The sequence below is a fragment of the Ruminococcus sp. HUN007 genome (genome assembly GCF_000712055.1).
Lineage (GTDB): Bacteria > Bacillota > Clostridia > Oscillospirales > Ruminococcaceae > HUN007.
In genome coordinates this window covers 2,530,009-2,546,998 of the sequence record NZ_JOOA01000002.1, presented here as the reverse complement: position 1 = coordinate 2,546,998, position 16,990 = coordinate 2,530,009, and the positions used below count along the sequence as shown (strand labels likewise).

11 protein-coding genes, 3 tRNA genes and 1 riboswitch are annotated in these 16,990 nt (G+C 43.0%); of the genes, 11 read left to right on the top strand and 3 right to left on the bottom strand.

Annotation, left to right across the window (positions count from 1 at the left end):
- Nucleotides 1-4 precede the first annotated feature (4 nt).
- From rlmB to CC97_RS15240, 10 genes are all read left to right on the top strand, one after another.
- The gene (gene rlmB, locus CC97_RS15285) at nucleotides 5-760 is read left to right on the top strand and encodes a 23S rRNA (guanosine(2251)-2'-O)-methyltransferase RlmB (protein WP_044975981.1); all 756 of its coding nucleotides are present in this window, start codon (nucleotides 5-7) and stop codon (nucleotides 758-760) included.
- A gap of 9 nt (nucleotides 761-769) precedes the next feature.
- Nucleotides 770-1,582 carry a hypothetical protein gene (locus CC97_RS15280; RefSeq protein ID WP_044975979.1) on the top strand — a complete coding sequence of 271 codons (813 nt, stop codon included), beginning with the start codon at nucleotides 770-772 and terminating at the stop codon, nucleotides 1,580-1,582.
- Nucleotides 1,583-1,697: 115 nt separating this feature from the next.
- Nucleotides 1,698-3,599, top strand: coding sequence for a hypothetical protein (locus tag CC97_RS15275; protein WP_156036938.1), 1,902 nt, complete (start codon nucleotides 1,698-1,700; stop codon nucleotides 3,597-3,599).
- Nucleotides 3,600-3,651: 52 nt separating this feature from the next.
- A complete protein-coding gene (locus CC97_RS15270; protein WP_044975976.1) occupies nucleotides 3,652-3,978 on the top strand; it encodes a hypothetical protein in 327 nt (108 codons plus the stop codon).
- The gene (locus CC97_RS15265; RefSeq protein WP_049962960.1) at nucleotides 3,938-4,744 is read left to right on the top strand and encodes a leucine-rich repeat domain-containing protein; all 807 of its coding nucleotides are present in this window, start codon (nucleotides 3,938-3,940) and stop codon (nucleotides 4,742-4,744) included. The genes CC97_RS15270 and CC97_RS15265 overlap by 41 nt, the downstream gene beginning before the upstream one ends.
- 352 nt (nucleotides 4,745-5,096) lie before the next feature.
- Nucleotides 5,097-8,774 (top strand): EAL domain-containing protein, encoded by a 3,678-nt coding sequence (locus CC97_RS15260; protein WP_044975974.1) that lies wholly within the window; start codon nucleotides 5,097-5,099, stop codon nucleotides 8,772-8,774.
- 102 nt (nucleotides 8,775-8,876) lie between these two features.
- Nucleotides 8,877-8,965 (top strand) — tRNA-Ser (locus CC97_RS15255).
- Nucleotides 8,966-9,007: 42 nt separating this feature from the next.
- Nucleotides 9,008-9,097, top strand: a tRNA-Ser gene (locus tag CC97_RS15250).
- Nucleotides 9,098-9,455: 358 nt separating this feature from the next.
- Nucleotides 9,456-9,677 carry a hypothetical protein gene (locus CC97_RS15245; RefSeq protein WP_044975972.1) on the top strand — a complete coding sequence of 74 codons (222 nt, stop codon included), beginning with the start codon at nucleotides 9,456-9,458 and terminating at the stop codon, nucleotides 9,675-9,677.
- Between the two features lie 348 nt (nucleotides 9,678-10,025).
- Nucleotides 10,026-10,931 carry an SseB family protein gene (locus tag CC97_RS15240; protein WP_044975970.1) on the top strand — a complete coding sequence of 302 codons (906 nt, stop codon included), beginning with the start codon at nucleotides 10,026-10,028 and terminating at the stop codon, nucleotides 10,929-10,931.
- 165 nt (nucleotides 10,932-11,096) lie between these two features.
- On the opposite strand, the gene CC97_RS15235 is transcribed toward CC97_RS15240, so the two are convergent.
- The 3 genes from CC97_RS15235 to CC97_RS15225 form a co-directional block, all read right to left on the bottom strand.
- On the bottom strand, nucleotides 11,097-12,203 hold the full coding sequence (locus CC97_RS15235) for a vWA domain-containing protein (RefSeq protein WP_044975968.1): 1,107 nt from the start codon (nucleotides 12,201-12,203) through the stop codon (nucleotides 11,097-11,099).
- Nucleotides 12,204-12,831: 628 nt separating this feature from the next.
- Entirely contained in the window at nucleotides 12,832-13,542 is a 711-nt protein-coding gene (locus CC97_RS19110; RefSeq protein ID WP_049962959.1) for a type II secretion system protein, read from the bottom strand.
- A 537-nt stretch (nucleotides 13,543-14,079) separates the two neighbouring features.
- A riboswitch (cyclic di-GMP riboswitch) is annotated at nucleotides 14,080-14,165 on the bottom strand.
- Nucleotides 14,166-14,376: 211 nt separating this feature from the next.
- Nucleotides 14,377-14,458 (bottom strand) — tRNA-Leu (locus CC97_RS15225).
- Between the two features lie 213 nt (nucleotides 14,459-14,671).
- On the opposite strand from CC97_RS15225, the gene ppk1 reads away from it, so the two are divergent.
- On the top strand, nucleotides 14,672-16,825 hold the full coding sequence (gene ppk1 / locus CC97_RS15220) for a polyphosphate kinase 1 (RefSeq protein ID WP_242848179.1): 2,154 nt from the start codon (nucleotides 14,672-14,674) through the stop codon (nucleotides 16,823-16,825).
- Nucleotides 16,826-16,990 lie beyond the last annotated feature (165 nt).

The following is a 16,990-nucleotide window of genomic DNA, read 5'->3' as shown; positions in this document are numbered from 1 at the left end:
TAATATGAACGATAAAAACAACAGCCGTGATAACGAGCAGAATCTTATTCTCGGTAAAAATCCCGTAATGGAAGCGCTGAAGGCTGACCAGCCGATCGACACCATCTATCTGGCAGGTTCAGGAACGATCTTCAGCAAGATCACTTCCATGGCAAAAAACAACGGAGTCGTAGTCAAGAACGTCAACGACCAGAAACTTCGTCAGATGTGCGGCACAGCTACGCATCAGGGAGTTGTCGCTGTATGCGCATGTGCAGAATACTCAACTGTTGAGGACATTCTTGAAAGAGCAGAAGAAAAGGGACATGCTCCGTTCATCATCATATGCGATGAGATCGAAGATCCGCACAACCTCGGTGCGATAATCCGTACAGCTGAAGCAGCAGGTGCAGATGGTGTCATCATCCCGAAAAGGAGAAGCGCATCGCTTAATCAGACAGTGCACAAAACTTCCGCAGGAGCTGCAAGCTGGATCCCGGTCGCCAGAGTATCGAATCTCGCTTCAGTGATCGATGATCTCAAGGAAAAGAACATCTGGATATACGGAACCGATGCGGAAGGCGCCGATTACACCACAGTTGACTTAAACGGCGGAATAGCCTTCGTTATAGGTTCCGAAGGCTTCGGCATGGGAAAACTGATAAAGGAAAAATGTGATTTTCTTCTCAGCCTTCCGATGTACGGACACGTAAATTCTCTTAACGCTTCGGTTGCAGCCGGAATTTTCATGTATGAAGCGGTAAGACAAAGAAACAAATAAGGAGTTAAAATGGACTCGAAAAAGCCAAATCCGTTTGGAGAGCTTCTGAAAAAGCTCGTTTTTGAGGATGCAGAAGCTGAGACGGAAAATGAAACAGAAGAAATTCTCCACACCGGCACAGAAGCTGAATTTGAGTTTGGTGCAGAGAATGAGGAAAACACACCGGACATTTCCGAACCGGAAAGCAGCACATTTTCAGACAGTCAGACAGCTGACGAAGGGGCACACGTTGAGGAGGTCGTACCTGATTTTCTGAAGGAATTTGAAGAGGAATCAGAAAAGCTCGCAAAAACAGACATGTTTTCCGTATCAGCGGAAGACACCGTATCACCTTCTGAAGATCCCGTTAATGAAGAAAAGGAAGACATCACGGAAGAAGATGCCGGAGAAATCAGCATCATCCCCGATGTTCCCGATAATGAAGAACCGGAAAGTACTGATGATCCATCAGATGCGGAAGAATCTGCAGACACTTCAGACCGTACGGAATCTGAAAGCGGCGCAGAAAAAACAGATGACGGTCCTGAAGATGAAAAGAAACCTATTCTCTTCTCCGGACCTGTATCCGACGACACAGCTCCGTCTTCATTCCGCGGTGCGGACGAAGACATATACCGGAGCAAAAGACAGAGTTTTTCCTACATAAGTACTGCAAAAAACGAAGACAGATCAGGTCCTGCTATCCGCAATCCTGAGGACAACATAAGGTACGTCAGAAAAGAAAGCAGAAAACTGAAGAAAGAAGCCGAAGAGGAGATCACCCCGAAAAAAAAAGCATCTTTCCGATCAGAACGAAACAAAGTCGGACTACGCTCCGCTTGAAACCGTAAAGGAAAAAGCAGATTCCACTGAAGATGCCGGACAGTCAGAAGGCATTTTCACAAAACTAAAGCAGTATATGTTCGGATCGCGCAGCGTTTCTGAGAGAAAACAGAAAATGGACGTTAAGTCCGTTCCTGAAGTTGACTACTTCTCGATAGACGTTGATATAGACGAAAACACCACATCTGATGAAGCAGCTGAAAATCCGCAGGGGTTTTTCAGAAAAATCAACAAAAGCTTCGAGAGGGCAGCAGAAAACAGTCTTGACGATTACAACGATCCTTCCGATGCATCGCTGATACTTGAAGATCTTTACAGTCTGAAAAGCAATCTCACGATAAAATTCGGAATACAGATGGCTGCCATGCTCATCAGCATTTATCTTTCTGCTTCAGCACTGTATAAAATTCCCGTACCTTCATTCATAAGCAGCACCATATCGCCTCACAGGTACAGTTTCACGATGTTCATGGTCTCAGCAGCAGCTCTTTTCTCGTCCTTCCCTGTGATAACAAGCGGACTTAAAAATCTGTTCAGAAAAAAAGCAGACTGTGACAGCCTTGCGGCAGTTTCAATAACAGTAAGCACGATCGCCGCTGCAATTTCAACGGAAAGTCCTGAACTCATCAGCTCAGGTTCCGTGTGTCTTTTCGCACCGGCAGCCATAACCGCTTTTCTTGTTAATACAATGGGAAAACATCTTATTGTAAACAGGGCGATAAACAATTTCGACACGCTTATCACCTCATACGATGACAAGTATTCACTTATTTATGTCGACGATGAAGCCAGAGCGGAACAGATCACCAAGGGAACTATAAATGAATATCCGATACTTGCAGCAGCAAGAAAGACGAATTTTTCAGAAAACTTCCTCAGGTATTCATATTCTGCCGATATCGCTGACAAGCTCTGCAGAAAATACGTACCGGCTTCGCTGTTCATTTCAGTTCTGCTGACTCTTGCCTCAGTCATAGTCTGCAGCCGTACAGTGACAACACTGAACATAACATTCATCACTTCAATGTTCTCAATGTTCGTTTCACTGTGTTCATGCTTTGCAGTACCGCTGGTTGTCAATATGCCGCTCGCCGCTGCTGCCGCAGAGGTCGAGGACAATGAAAGCCTGATACTGGGATACCAGAGTATTGACGATTTCTATGACACGAACGCCGTTATTCTTGATACAAAGCAGCTGTTCCCTGACAGTTCTCTCAAACTCTGTTCCATAAGAATGTGTTCCGACACGAAAATCGATGATGCAATAGTTTCTGCGGCAAGCCTGATCATTGAATCCGGCAGTATTTTCAGTGACATGTTCGACAGCATAATCAACCATGACAGATCGCTTCTTGTAAAAGTAGAAAACTTCTTTGCTGAAGATTCACTCGGGATCTGCGGATGGATGGAAAACAAGCGTGTTCTTCTTGGCACACGTCAGCTGATGGTAAACCACAACATCGAAGGCATTCCGTCAAAGTCAAAGGATCAGGATGCTGTAATGAACGGCCGCATTCCTCTTTACCTTTCAGTTTCAGGCAATCTGGCTGCGGTGTTTACCGTAATGCTCACAGCTGACAAAAAGGTATCAGAATATCTTTCCGAACTCATCGACAACAATATTTCAGTCATAGTGAAAAACAATGACTGTGCAGTTACAGCCCCGAGAATCGCAAGACTCTTCGGCCTTCCGGGAGACATGGTAAAGATCATTCCTGAAGAACACCGTGACTTCTGCGAACGTATAACAGCACCGGTTGAAAAATCAAGTGCCTCTGTCATCTGCACCGGAAAGCTTTCATCCATCACAAAGGCGCTTTCAAACATAAGAAACATCCATCACAGTTCGCTTACAGGGCTTGTGCTTCAGAGCACATCAGCAATACTTGCGCTTATCTTTGCAGTAGTATTCATGATCATCGGTATAATCGGACAGATAACACCGCTTATGGTCATTCTGTATCACACGGTATGGACTTTCCTTACAATATTCATAATGAAAGTTAAGCCTAAGTAAAAGCCTGGTCCGTATTTCTTTACTAAAAAATAACTATAACGGAGAACCGCCAATGAAAAAGATCCTGTGCTGCATCCTTTCACTCGCACTTGTCTCATGTGCAGTGTGCGGATGCGAAAAAGATAAAACTGATACAGATAAAAGTACAGACACGCCGGCCGTACCTGTCGTTGCTGACAGTGACGTGACCCCGAACGACGCTTCCGAGTTTGTATACGAAGAAAAAGACGGAAATATAACTGTCAGAGGATATAAGGGAAATTCAAAAACAGTAAACATACCTTCTGAGATAGACGGCAAACCTGTTGTTTCCATCGCTGAATACGCTTTTGACGGTTTTGAAAAAAAACGATACAGCCGGTCAGAACGGTCAGAATGAAAAGCCTTACAGGGAAAACAATATAAACACTATCACATCGATACACATCCCGGGAAGTGTAAAAACAATTGAAAAAGGCGCTTTCACCAACTGTTTTTCGCTTACTGAACTTACGTTTGCAGAAGGTGTCGAGATCCTCGGCGAAGGTGCTTTCGCATCATGCCATGAACTTGCCGGCGTTTCTCTGCCATCCACTGTAAAGGAAATCGGAGATTACGCATTTTTCGAGTGCTTCGCAATGAAGACCCTGTCGGCAGGAAGCAATACCGAATCCATAGGTGAATACGCTTTCTACAACTGTAATTATCTGAGAACTGCCGTTATTCCGGATTCAGTTACAAAACTCGGAACAGGAGCATTCGCCGGATGTGATACGCTTTGTGATCTCACCATTTCAAAGTCGCTCACAGTCATTCCGGAAAGCTGCTTCAGCGACAGCCTGTTAAAAAAGGTGGTTATTCCTGAAGGCGTGACCGAGATCGGAGATTTCGCTTTTGCCCGTTCTTCAGCTCTTTCCGGAGTAAGCTTCCCGAAATCACTCGTAAAAATAGGTGAAAAAGCCTTTTTCATGTGTCCGGACTACACTGAAGCCGCAATACCGGAAACAGTCACGGAAATCGGTGAAAAAGCATTCGGCTACAACGTCGATGCTTCAAAAGCCGTAAGTGATCCTGAAGAATTACTGAAGGAAGATTTCAGCATAAAGACAAAGAAAGGCTCTGCCGCTGAAAAATATGCTGAAGAAAACGGAATAAAAACAAAGTAAAACAATAATTGCAATTCATTTCACAGCACCCTTTTACGGGTGCTGTTTTTGTTTTCTGTAACTGTATTCTCCGTCCGGATCTCTTTATTTTTCATTTTGCATTGCTATTTCATATGTATTTAAAATCATATTTTCGTGATATTTCACAGATTTCTTTTGTTCTTGTTGATACGGTATTGATTTTTTTCTGCTTACAGGCTATAATTAGAGTGGACGTCATATTTTTTATGAACATTCGTATAATACAAATTGTGTGTAAAGTCAGTTATTAAGATATTCACCCCAGAATCCTGCTTCATGCACGCAGGCGTGATATTCAGAACACACCGGCCTAACGGGAGGAGAACCTATAATGTATTCACCAAATGATCTTTGCTACAACGACAACAGCTGTGACTGTTTTTTTATCACTGATGTCTGCAACCACCATGTTACCTGCGAATATGACGCAAGATTTTCCAGTCTTACCGGATACAATTCCCTTACTGATCCTGAAATAAGAGATCTGACAAAGATAATCCATCCGGACGATCTGGAAAAATACCGTTCCGTAAAAGAAGCGCTGTCTTCTGAAAATCCGTTCGAAAGCATCGACTTAAGACTTATAAAAAAGGACGGAACACTTATTTATGTTACCTGCAACCTTATATATAATGTAACAGATGACAATTACGAAAGAATAGTATGTGCTTTTTCCGTACTCGGAGACTCTGACTTCTTCAGACAGCAGGAAGAGATGCTCCGCGGCATGCATTCCCTCGTATTCAAATTCAGACGTACAGACAAATTTCCGTTCTACTATAACGACAGCTTTCTGAAACTCATAGCCTGCACGCGTGAAGAAATATCAGAATTAAATCTGAGCTATACAGACTTCATGAATTCACTCGATGTCGATCATTTTCTCCATGCAATAAGATGTTCCGACAAATCTGATACTTTTTCAAGCTGTACAGTACGTGTAACAGATAAAAACAAGAATATAAAATGGGTCAGCTGCTCATTCAAAAAAATGGTCTCATCATGCGGCAGCGAATACTTCATGGGCATCGGAGAAGATATAACCGACTTAAAGAAAACCGAACTCGACCTGACGAAAAACCGTATGCTCCTTAATAACATAACCGAGAATCTTTCATGTGCACTGCTTTCACTTGACAGAACGGAAACTCATGCTGCTCTTATCAGGGCAAACAAAGGTTTTTTCCGGCTTTTCGGATATACTGAAGAAGACATGGAAAAGTTCAGTCAGAACATAAGCGAACTGATCATACATCCTGACGACCACAGCCGCTTCATAAGCGGGATCATGCGCTCGGGAAATGAGCGTTCCGGTATATGCCGCGCTGTTACTGCAACCGGAAAGGTCATCTGGGTATCCTGTGATTCATTCACGACCCTGGAAAACAGCAAACCATGCTACATGTGCACATTTCATGATGTTACCGCACTAAAGGAAACAGAAAACGAACTGACGACCACAAAAGCCGTCCTTACCATGGCAGCTGCTCGCAATTCTGATGTTTACTGTACAATAGACTTTGAAAAAAGAACTCTTACATTTCCGGAATACTTCAGCAGGAAATACGGCATTCCGGAAATTATCGAAAATATGCCTGACGAACTTTTCAGGACCAGACGCATCCACGAATCGTTTCACGAGGCGATATCTTCCCTCTACTACAGCATAAGAAACGGAAAAAGAAACGGAAGCAGTATTTTCAAGTACGTGCCGGAAACAGAAAGTCCTATCTGGCTGAGGGCCGATCTGTCAGCCATTGAAAGCGTAAACGAATCTCCTTCAAAGGCAATAGCTATTATTTCCGACATCTCAGAGCAGATGACATCGGAAGAATACCTTGAAAGCATGATAGGGGATGCTTCTGAAAATGAACGTATGGTCTTTCTTGTAAACCTGAGTCAGAGCAGAATAGTTATATGCCGCAATCCATGCGGCACGATCATGTCGCTGTCAGGGCAGACCTATCACGATTCGCTTCTGATGAACATTATTATTTCACACGTCTTCCCGGCTGACAGGAAAATGATATCTGAAAACCTTACGCTTAAAAATCTCTGGAAAAATTATTTTGAGGGTAAAACCAGCTACAGTCTTGATTTCAGGATAAACACTGAAACGCAGGAACCAAAGTGTGAAAAGCTTGAGGTAAAATATTTCTCTGAAGATGTATCAAGCGATATTTTTGTCACAATGAAAATCACCGACCTGGGCGACAGCACAGGCATAGAGATACCTGAAGAACCAACTTCAGTACATCCGCCTGTAATGGTTCCGAAAGACCTGTTCCGCAGGCTTGTGAATGAGTATCTTTCCGTCCGTAAAAACAGCAGAAAACTGCAGGCGCTTTACGTGCTCGACCTGAACGCTTTCAGCAGCCTTCAGAAACGCCACGGAACTGATGCAGGTCAGAAAATACTCGACACAGTCTCAAAGGGGCTGCTTGCAGTAAAGCGTCCTTCAATAGCAGGCAAAAGCTACGGAGACGAATTTCTGATCTTCATCAAGGACATCAGCGATTATGACGATCTTAACATCACTGCAAAGGAACTCTGTTCAATATGCAACAATCTTGAAACTCCCGACAGTGATCACGAGACTGTCACCGGATGTGTCGGAGTCGCTTACTCTCCTGCGCACGGCTGTGACTTTGAATCGCTTTACAGGAAAGCTGAAGCCGCGCTGAGCAATGCAAAAAGATTCGACAAGACAAGATACGCAATTTATTCCGAAGAAAATGCTTCGGACAGAAGGCAGCTCATTCTCTACGATTTCAAGGAAAAAGCCTCGAAAGCAGTTAAGGAACCGGGAGTTGTTTATCACCTCTACAACGCTGATATAAAAGAGTTCCGGAATATAAATCATATACTCGGCTACGAAAAAGGCGACAAGATGCTGAAAGAGATCTGCTCGATGCTTCAGGAATTCCTGAAACCGGGTGAATACTTTACAAGGCTGTTTGCAGACAACTTCCTTATTCTGACGCAGGTACATGATACTTTCGCAGTAATGCGCCGTATGGAAGAGATAAACTACAGACTTCAGAAGCTCAACATTCTCGACGAAAACGAAATAAAGTTCTCTGCCGGATACGTACAGATAGACGACTCGAACAGAAGCACTGAATTCGAGCAGCTCATCGACTGTTCAATAACAGCGCATGAACACGCAAAGAAAAAGAAAGGCTCTGTTCACATCCGCTTTGAGCCTTCAATGTACAGCGAAGAATTTCATAAATACGAAATACTCAGTGAGATTCAGAACGCCTGCCGTACCGGTCAGATATGCACTTTTGTTCAGCCTCAGTACGACATACTCAACCACGAATACGTAAGTATGGAAGCGCTTGTACGCTGGAACCATCCTGTACGCGGACTTCTCACTCCGGACAAATTCATTGATGTCTGCGAGGAAAACGGATTTATAAGCGACATAGACTTCTGCGTACTCGAACAGATGTGCTCGTACATCCGCCGCAGGCTCGACGCAGATCTGCGCGTTCTTCCTATTGCAATAAACCAGTCACAGATAACCATACATGAAAAAGGATATGTCAGAAGGCTCATGGCTCTTACAGGAAAGTATAATATTCCGCCAAAGTACATTGAGCTTGAAGTTACCGAAAGTGCCTATGTAAACAATCTGGATGAAACGATCTCAGTGCTGTCTGAACTGCGTGAATGCGGATTCAGGATATCAATGGACGACTTCGGTACAGGCTATTCAACTCTTAACTTCCTTAAGGATATACCTGTTGACTCACTTAAGATAGACAAGACTTTCCTCACTGAAAATCTTATTGAGAAAAAGCCTGCCGAGATAATAAAGTCGATCACCAATATGGCACACAACATCAACATACGCGTAGTATGCGAAGGCGTGGAATTCCCTCAGCAGGTACAGTTCCTTCAGAATATCGGCTGTGAACTCGTACAGGGATATCTTTTCGGAAAGCCTATGCCTTACACTGACGTGGCAGACTTCATTGAAAATTCCTGCCCGGCAGTATAAATTACCGTCACGCAGTTTCCATCATGGAACCTGCGTGAATTTTTTTGAAAAAAAGTCTTGACATCCGGTGCTCTGCGTGATATAATAATAAAGCTGACACACGCAGAGGTATCGAAGCGGTCATAACGAGGCGGTCTTGAAAACCGTTTGACTTAACGGTCACGTGGGTTCGAATCCCACCCTCTGCGCCAAATTTTTTTAATAGTTGGCGTTATATTTTTTTGATTCAACATGCGGAAATACCCAAGTGGTGAAGGGGCTCCCCTGCTAAGGGAGTAGGTCGGGAAACCGGCGCGAGGGTTCAAATCCCTCTTTCCGCGCCAGGAACAACTGCAGACAATGTCTGCAGTTGTTTTTTTATATCCGGCATTTAAGCCTTACCGGTCCGTACTGAAAGGTCACCGCGCTGTACGGATCATGTGCAGATTTATCGCCCGCCTCTTAATCTTCACATAATTCAGAAACTGTTCATTATTATTTTTCCATTTTGTGAATGTATAATTCATTTTCCCGCTCATTGTTTATGTAAAAAGTCCGGTTCACGTCATTTCTTCTCAGTTATAAAGTTTTTTCAGAATCATCAAAAAAACGATTTGACAAATAGTGATATAAGTGCTATAATCAATATAAAATCATTAGATGATTTGAAACTATTTTTTAAATGAAAAGGGGTACATTGGTATGGCAAACAAAGAAAAAGAAACTGCTAAGAAAACAGCAGCTCCAAAAAACAACATCGTTGCAGAAGTTAAAGAAACTGTAAAGGATTCAAAGGTTGCCAAGGAAGTCAAGGATAAAGTTAAGGAAACCGCTACAAAGGTAAAAGAAACTGCATCCAAGGTAAAGGAAACTGCTTCAAAGTCAGTAAAAAAAGGCAAAGGAAGCAAGCTTTGTAGAATTTGACGGCAAGCAGCTTTCAATCTCTGATATCACAGAAAACGCAAAGAAGCACTGGCTCGCTTCAAACAAGGGCGAAATAGCTGATATCAAAGTTTACATCAATACTAATCAGAGCAAGGCATTCTACGTTGTAAATAACGAAGACCGCGGCGAATTCGATATCTGATTTTCGTTTAAAAACAATTACGTTTACTTAAAAAGCTGCATGTTACGCATGCAGCTTTTTCTTTAACACCGGTTCAGGCATCATCCGGATCTGCAGTGCAGTATTTACCGCAAAACTTTGCACACCATACTGATCGTATAACCGCAGAAATACAATCAAATCAATATATTACAGGAGGTCATCACATGACAGACAGCCAGAAGAAAAATATTCTCGACAAATATCTTAACGGTCCTGCTGACGAAAGCATGCTTGAACTTTCAGTTCAGGAACTGATATTTCTCTACGCTTCCGTGATTGCAAAGCAGAAAGAAGATGCTTCAAACGAAGAATGGGCACAGAAAAGGCAGTATGTATTCTCATCCGTTCTCCTCAGACTCATGAGATCAGAAGAACTGTATGTAGCCTACCACGTCATGACAGGATATCCGTACATCGATGTAAGAGGATGTGCATGGGTATTCACCGAAAAGGAATTCTCAAAGGCTGCACACGAACACTATTTCAAGGAAGGCGTACCGCTTACCATGAAAACATTCACCGGTAACGAAGCCATTCTTGATGAAATGTTTGAACTTTACAGAATCGGCGTCAAGCAGTTCATTGTAGACAACGGCCAGCCTAATGTCACCGTTTCTCTCAAAGATATCCTCAGTGTCAGCACTGAAAGCGAAGCTCCGTCTGAAATGAATCCGGAACTCATGTTCACTGTACTGACATCACTTGAAGTGTCATACGCAAGCGACGGAAAGCACCCTGCCCTTGCTGAAGCCGATAAAAAAATCAAAGAACTGATCGAAACATCACACTTCCTTGTTCCTGTTCAGACCGACCGCCATCTTGCCGACGGCGAAGTTATGAAAATAACAGGAGAAACACCTTCAAAGATCGCAGTAGTGAATCCTTTAAAGCTCGAAAAAGGATTTGTCGCAGCATTTACTGACTGGCGCGAATTCACAAAGCTCTATTCAAAGGATGAATGGAACGCTGTTATCATGGACCACGCAGCGCTTAAGGACGCAGCATCGAATGCTGACGGCTTTATTATCAATCCTTCCGGTTTCATGTACATAGTGAAAAACGAAGCGTGACCGCTGAATTATTACAGATACGGGAGTGACGGAGCGAAAACCCGCCTCCCCGTACCTGAATCCGATAATTGTTTACAGCTTTAAAAAACAAAAATTCCGGATCATCACAACGGTGATCCGGAATTTTTTATTTATTCACATTTTTCGCTTTCTGAGAGAACTTTATCAGTCGTTCTTCTTTCTTACAAGAACAACAATTGCAGCAGCAGCGACAGCTGTTACTGCTAACGGAGCTGCGCTTCTTGTATCACCTGTCTTAGGTGTGGCATTTGTCTTGTCTGTTGCTGCAGCAGTTGTGCCTTCAGCAGCCTTTTCTGTAGCTGTATTTGCTGTTGCATCATCAGGTGCATTATATGCAACTGTTGTTACAACGATATCTTCTGAGATCTGTCCGAATACTTCCTTAAGTGTCTTGATGTCAGCATCGTAGTACTGTACCGGATCACTTGCAAGGTCCTTCATAAGGTTTACAGCGCGATCCTTTGAAGAGCCGCTGAGCTTGTGGAAGAAACCTACTGTATATACATTTGCATTCGGCTTCATCTTTTCGTTGTCTTCCTTAAGAGCGCCGAGAGCATATGAGTTATATCCCTTGTCAGGATACTTAGCCTTCATTTCCTCACTGTAGTCTGAAACACCTTCATTCGGAACACCGTCAGCCATAAATACAACGCTCTTGCGTTCGCCGGAGCTGTTCTGAAGTTCGAGCATTATAGTGTCGAAAGCATCAGTAAAGTTTGTAACTCCGTTTGTAGACATATTTTCAATGTAGCTTGTAAGTGCAGCTTCATCATTAGTGAGTGAAACACCAAGTTCAGCATATGTACCGAAAGGAACTACAGCGATTCTTGCGTTAGGATCATTCTTGAGAGTATATTTGCAGAATTCAATAGCAGCTTCCTTCATAGCTTTCATAGGTTCACCTGACATACTTCCTGAAATGTCAAGGCCGATAACGATCGCATTGGAATACTGTCCTGTTGTAATTGATGTTGTTACTTCAGTAGTAACAGCCTCTGATACAGTTGTTACAGATTCTGATGTAACTGCTTCAGAAGAAGTTTCTGTAGCTGTAGTTGTAAGAGCAGGTGCTGAAAGCCCTGTTACTGTTGTTTCTGTACCTGTTACTGTTGTTGTAATGTCGCCTGAAACTGATGTAACAGCGGCATCTGATACAACTGCCTGGGTTTGTGTTGCTTCAGCCTGATATGACGGCTGTGTTGGAAGAGTAACATTGATAACACTGTTTGAAAGGTCTTCAATGTTTGACATTGTTACTGCCGGGCCGTTTAAAGTCTGGTTGTCTTCTGCAGCTGAAACGCTGAAAGCGCATGTGCTTACAATGCAAAGACTTGCTACACAAGCAATAAGAGATCTGATTTTTTTTCATTTTTACTTCTCCTTTTTCTCTCGTGCACACAACAGTTTTTACCCATCCCTGTTTTTCCCGTTCATCCCTGATAAAATCGAATAAAATCCGACGGAAACAGCAAATCTGCTGAATACACATCTTTTTTAATTAATTTAATTAAGTTTAATTATACTCTTTCAAAATCATTTTGTCAATAGATAGATTTTGCTGTTTAGTGCGCAGCAAATCATCCGGTTTTATATGCTATATGCACAAATTACAAAGCAGTGTTTACAGATTATTATTGAATGTTATTGTAAATCCTAATTTGTACTTTCCCGAAATTGCGAAATCAAATACAAGTACAATTACGGACGATTGGATACAAAAACTAAATTCTCAGACACAGGAAAAAGGCGCCCCGCCAAGCGGAACGCCCATGTATGTATATGTGTGCATAAGATAATGTCTGTTTATTACTCAGCGCTGAATGATGTTTTCAATCACGTCTACTATACTGAGCCTGTTTGGTTTGTCCTGAGTAAATAATTAAGGAGTTGAATTCGGTCCGAGTGAAGTGATCTTATCAGCTTCTCCTACACCAGCCATCCTGGCGAATTTAGCGGACGCAACTGGATCACGCGTGTTGTTCTTACTACTCTGATTTGTATCATTCTTTATCTCACCGTCTTTCGATACTGCAACATATGTAAACTTGATCGTACCGTCACGATAACATACATTTACCTGATAGCGATACCATGTTTTATTTGATTTACAAAGCATATTATTACATACTGGTCTTCTGTAGGCATACTCTGCCGCTACTTCAACACCATCTTCAGTTACCGCATTCTTTTTGGTAGTATAAGCAGATGCCGAGGTAATAAATCCATTTTCCTGCAATAACTCCGCTATTCTTATACTGCTTACACGAACTTCATTTTTATCGACATATATATATCCATGATCATCAGGATCCTGACCACCTACTGAATATTTCCACGGATTTTTTGTAAAAACTTCGAAGTTAGGTTCATACATTGCTTCTGCCTGTATCGCTTCACACATAATTCTAGCATTTTCAGCATCTGCAGTATTATTAGCTTTTTCCATCCATCCTACCATAGTAGGTACAATGATAGCGGCAAGAATGCCAATGATTGAAATTACAACTATAAGCTCAATAAGCGTAAAACCATGAAGTTTCTTTTCCGACCGTTCTTCGTACTGCTCTTCGTAATACTCTTCCTTCTTCATAACGACTCCTCCTGTCTGTCATATTTCACAGCCCGGATCTTCTCAGATCTCCTGCATATTTCCTGAACACTGCAAGCTCCCGGATATTATCCCCCTGCCGGAACTGATGCTTTTCATCCTTGTGCATCTTTATCTGCCAGTGTTTTTCTGAAAGTGCTGATATATTTATCAGCAGAGCATTCGGAGCTAAGCCCCTTTAACTCCCGTTCAGCAGATCCGGAAAATCCGTATCTGCTGTATATCTTTTTTTCATTAACAGTAGTGACACAAAAAGGCTGATACCGTACGGTATCAGCCTTTGAAAATCAATTTTAAATGATATCCCGCTTTATTAAGCCCTGATCAGTTAAGTTCTGCTTTCAGTTTTTAATAATTGATCACAGTTTACTTTTCTTTCTCATCTTTTTTAAGGAAACACTGATTAAATCGGAAATCCAGCTTCGCTGGATTTCCGGAGGTGGGATTTACGGGGCTTCGCCCCGAACCCCCACGCTGATTTATGAATAAATCAGCGTTTCCTTAAGATTTCATTTAATATCATGCAGCTGGCTGTCATACCGTTTTAAGGTTTAGACCCATTAGCTTTGCGTCCTTGCTTTTCAACAAGTTTGCCAAATTATTTTCAACTTAACTACTGTATTTAGTATAACACTCCGATTGTGAAATGTCAATGAATTTGCAAATATTAGTCTGTTTTCGTACAGTTGCACATTCATGCACTATCGTATCTATACAAAGCAACGTCTGATTATCTGACTTTTATCGAGGCATAATAAACACAAAACTGCCCACATCAGAATAATAATCTGACACGAGCAGTCTGTCTATTTTCAATGCGGGTGACAGGACTTGAACCTGCACACCTTGCGGCACCAGAACCTAAATCTGGCGTGTCTGCCAGTTTCACCACACCCGCATATGCCGGATACGACACAAACAATATTATACTCCTTAATCGTCATTTTGTCAAGTTCTGCAGTCGTCAAATTTTTATAGCCAAATACCCGGCCTCTGCTTTGTGAATAATAGATAAAAGTTAATACCAACCACTCATTATTCTTGACGAAACAACACTTTTTATACTATACTATATAGTATAACAGACTGTAACGCTGCGGCGTGATTATATATGATCGTTAATTATGATAAAACTGGGGTGACAACAATGGCCGGAAACATTTATGATAACAGGGAACTTTCGTGGCTGAAATTCAATCAGCGCGTACTGCAGGAATCGCTGGACACAACGGTTCCTCTGCTTGAAAGACTGACTTTTACAGCGATCTTTCAGTCAAATCTTGATGAATTTTTTATGGTAAGGGTGGGCACATTATTCGACCAGCTTCTGACGGATCCGGAGCTTCGGGAGAATAAAACCAACATGACGAGCCGCGAGCAGCTCGATTCTATATTTGCACGGGTAAGGAAGACGGAACCGCAGAAGGACAAGGCTTACCGCGACATAATGAAGCTGCTTGAAAAGCATGATATAAAGCAGGTCTCGATGGACAGGCTGACAGATGAGGAAGACGCTTTTCTGCGTGAATATTTCAGAGCGGAGATACAGCCCGTACTCTCGCCGCTGATAATCGACAAGCGCCATCCCCTTCCTTTTATAAAAAACAAGGAACTTTATATAGCAGTCCGCCTCGATTCGAAATCGGGCAACAAAATCGGGCTGCTTCCGGTCAGCGAACGCATAAAGCGCGTCATCCAGCTGAGCCGCAGGCCGTTCCGGTTTGTACTTGCCGAGGATGTGATACTCAAATACGCCTCCGAGGTATTTGAAAACTACAGCGTTCTTGAAAAGTCGATAATACGCGTCACGAGAAACGCTGACATAAGCGAGGATGACGACTCGCTTCTTGACAACGACTTTGATTTCCGCGACGTAATGGAAGAACTGATCAAGAAAAGAAAGAAGCTCGCACCGGTACGTCTGCAGATATGCGGCGCAACCGGAAGTGAAATGGTGAAGTATCTGTGCAAGCGCCTTGAAATCAGTGAAAACCAGGTATTTTCCGCATCGGCTCCGCTCGACCTTTCATTTACATTCATGATAAAGTCGATGTTTGAAACCTCAAAGCCGGAGCTGTGCTACATGCATTTCGCACCGCAGCACTCCCCTGCTATAAACGAAAACAGACCGATGGCAGAGCAGATACGTCAGAAAGATATAATCCTGCACTACCCTTACGAAAGCATCAAGCCTTTTATCCGCATGCTGAACGAAGCTGCAGCGGATCCTGATGTGGTATCGGTAAAAATAACGCTGTACCGCCTTGCACGCAACAGCAAGATAATTCAGGCTCTGGTGGACATGGCCGAACGCGGCAAGGACGTTCTCGTACTGGTAGAACTGCGCGCCAGATTCGATGAGGAGAACAACATCGGCTGGTCAAAACGTCTCCAGAATGCCGGATGTACTATTATATACGGACCGCCGGGTCTGAAAGTCCATTCAAAGCTTCTGCTTATAACCCGCAGAAGAGGCGGCAGACTCGAGTACATTACACAGGTGGGCACCGGAAACTACAACGAAAAGACTTCCGAACTGTACACCGACCTTTCACTTCTGACGGCAAATGAAAAAATAGCTGCCGGAGCACTTGAAGTCTTCAACGCACTTTCACTCGGCTCACTCGTGAAGAAGTCAGACAGCCTGCTGGTCGCTCCGTTATGCCTGCAGTCAAAGGTCATTGAAATGATCGACGAGGAAATAATGCAGGCCAGAAGCGGAAACAAGGCATACATCGGCATAAAGATAAATTCACTTTCCGACAAAGTCATAATCGACAAACTCGCCGAAGCTTCACAGGCAGGCGTACGAACAGAACTCGTCATACGAGGCCTGTGCTGCCTTATTTCAGGGGTAAAGGGAAAGACTGATAACATACGTGTGACAAGCATAGTAGGCCGTTTCCTTGAACACAGCCGCATCTATATTTTCGGAACGAAGCAGAGAAGAAAAGTATACATCAGTTCCGCTGACTTCATGACCCGTAACACTGTCAAGCGCGTCGAGGTAGCAGTACCGGTGTATGACCCGGACATAAAGGACCGCGTTGTGAACATTTTTGAAACTCTCATTTCAGATGACACCAAGGCAAGGATCCAGGGTTCAGACGGAATGTACCGCAGAAAGAGTGTCCGCAGAAAGAACATAAGCGCACAGGATACTTTCATGACCGAAGCTATAGAAAAAGCCGCATCAGCACCTGCGGAAAGAAAACCGGACGACAGCGGATTTTCTGATTTCTATAAATCATTTCTTATGCAGTAGCCTCGTTTAAAACCGCAGCGTATCCGCACTTTTATCTCTCCCGTAAAGGGAGTGCTAATGAGTAACCATCAAAACGATAATAAAATCATTACGGCGTCCCGCAAAAAAGGGACGCTTTTTTTGTGCACAAATAACATCAGATTCAAATTTCGGGCATCTACTTTG

Bases quoted from the DNA above. Each gene is read 5' to 3' on its own strand.
- rlmB (WP_044975981.1), top strand. From the start codon at position 5: ATGAACGATAAAAACAACAGCCGTGATAACGAGCAGAATCTTATTCTC.
- CC97_RS15280 (WP_044975979.1), top strand. From the start codon at position 770: ATGGACTCGAAAAAGCCAAATCCGTTTGGAGAGCTTCTGAAAAAGCTC.
- CC97_RS15275 (WP_156036938.1), top strand. From the start codon at position 1,698: ATGGACGTTAAGTCCGTTCCTGAAGTTGACTACTTCTCGATAGACGTT.
- CC97_RS15270 (WP_044975976.1), top strand. From the start codon at position 3,652: ATGAAAAAGATCCTGTGCTGCATCCTTTCACTCGCACTTGTCTCATGT.
- CC97_RS15260 (WP_044975974.1), top strand. From the start codon at position 5,097: ATGTATTCACCAAATGATCTTTGCTACAACGACAACAGCTGTGACTGT.
- CC97_RS15245 (WP_044975972.1), top strand. From the start codon at position 9,456: ATGGCAAACAAAGAAAAAGAAACTGCTAAGAAAACAGCAGCTCCAAAA.
- CC97_RS15240 (WP_044975970.1), top strand. From the start codon at position 10,026: ATGACAGACAGCCAGAAGAAAAATATTCTCGACAAATATCTTAACGGT.
- CC97_RS15235 (WP_044975968.1), bottom strand. From the start codon at position 12,203: ATGTCAAACATTGAAGACCTTTCAAACAGTGTTATCAATGTTACTCTT.
- CC97_RS19110 (WP_049962959.1), bottom strand. From the start codon at position 13,542: ATGAAGAAGGAAGAGTATTACGAAGAGCAGTACGAAGAACGGTCGGAA.
- ppk1 (WP_242848179.1), top strand. From the start codon at position 14,672: ATGATCGTTAATTATGATAAAACTGGGGTGACAACAATGGCCGGAAAC.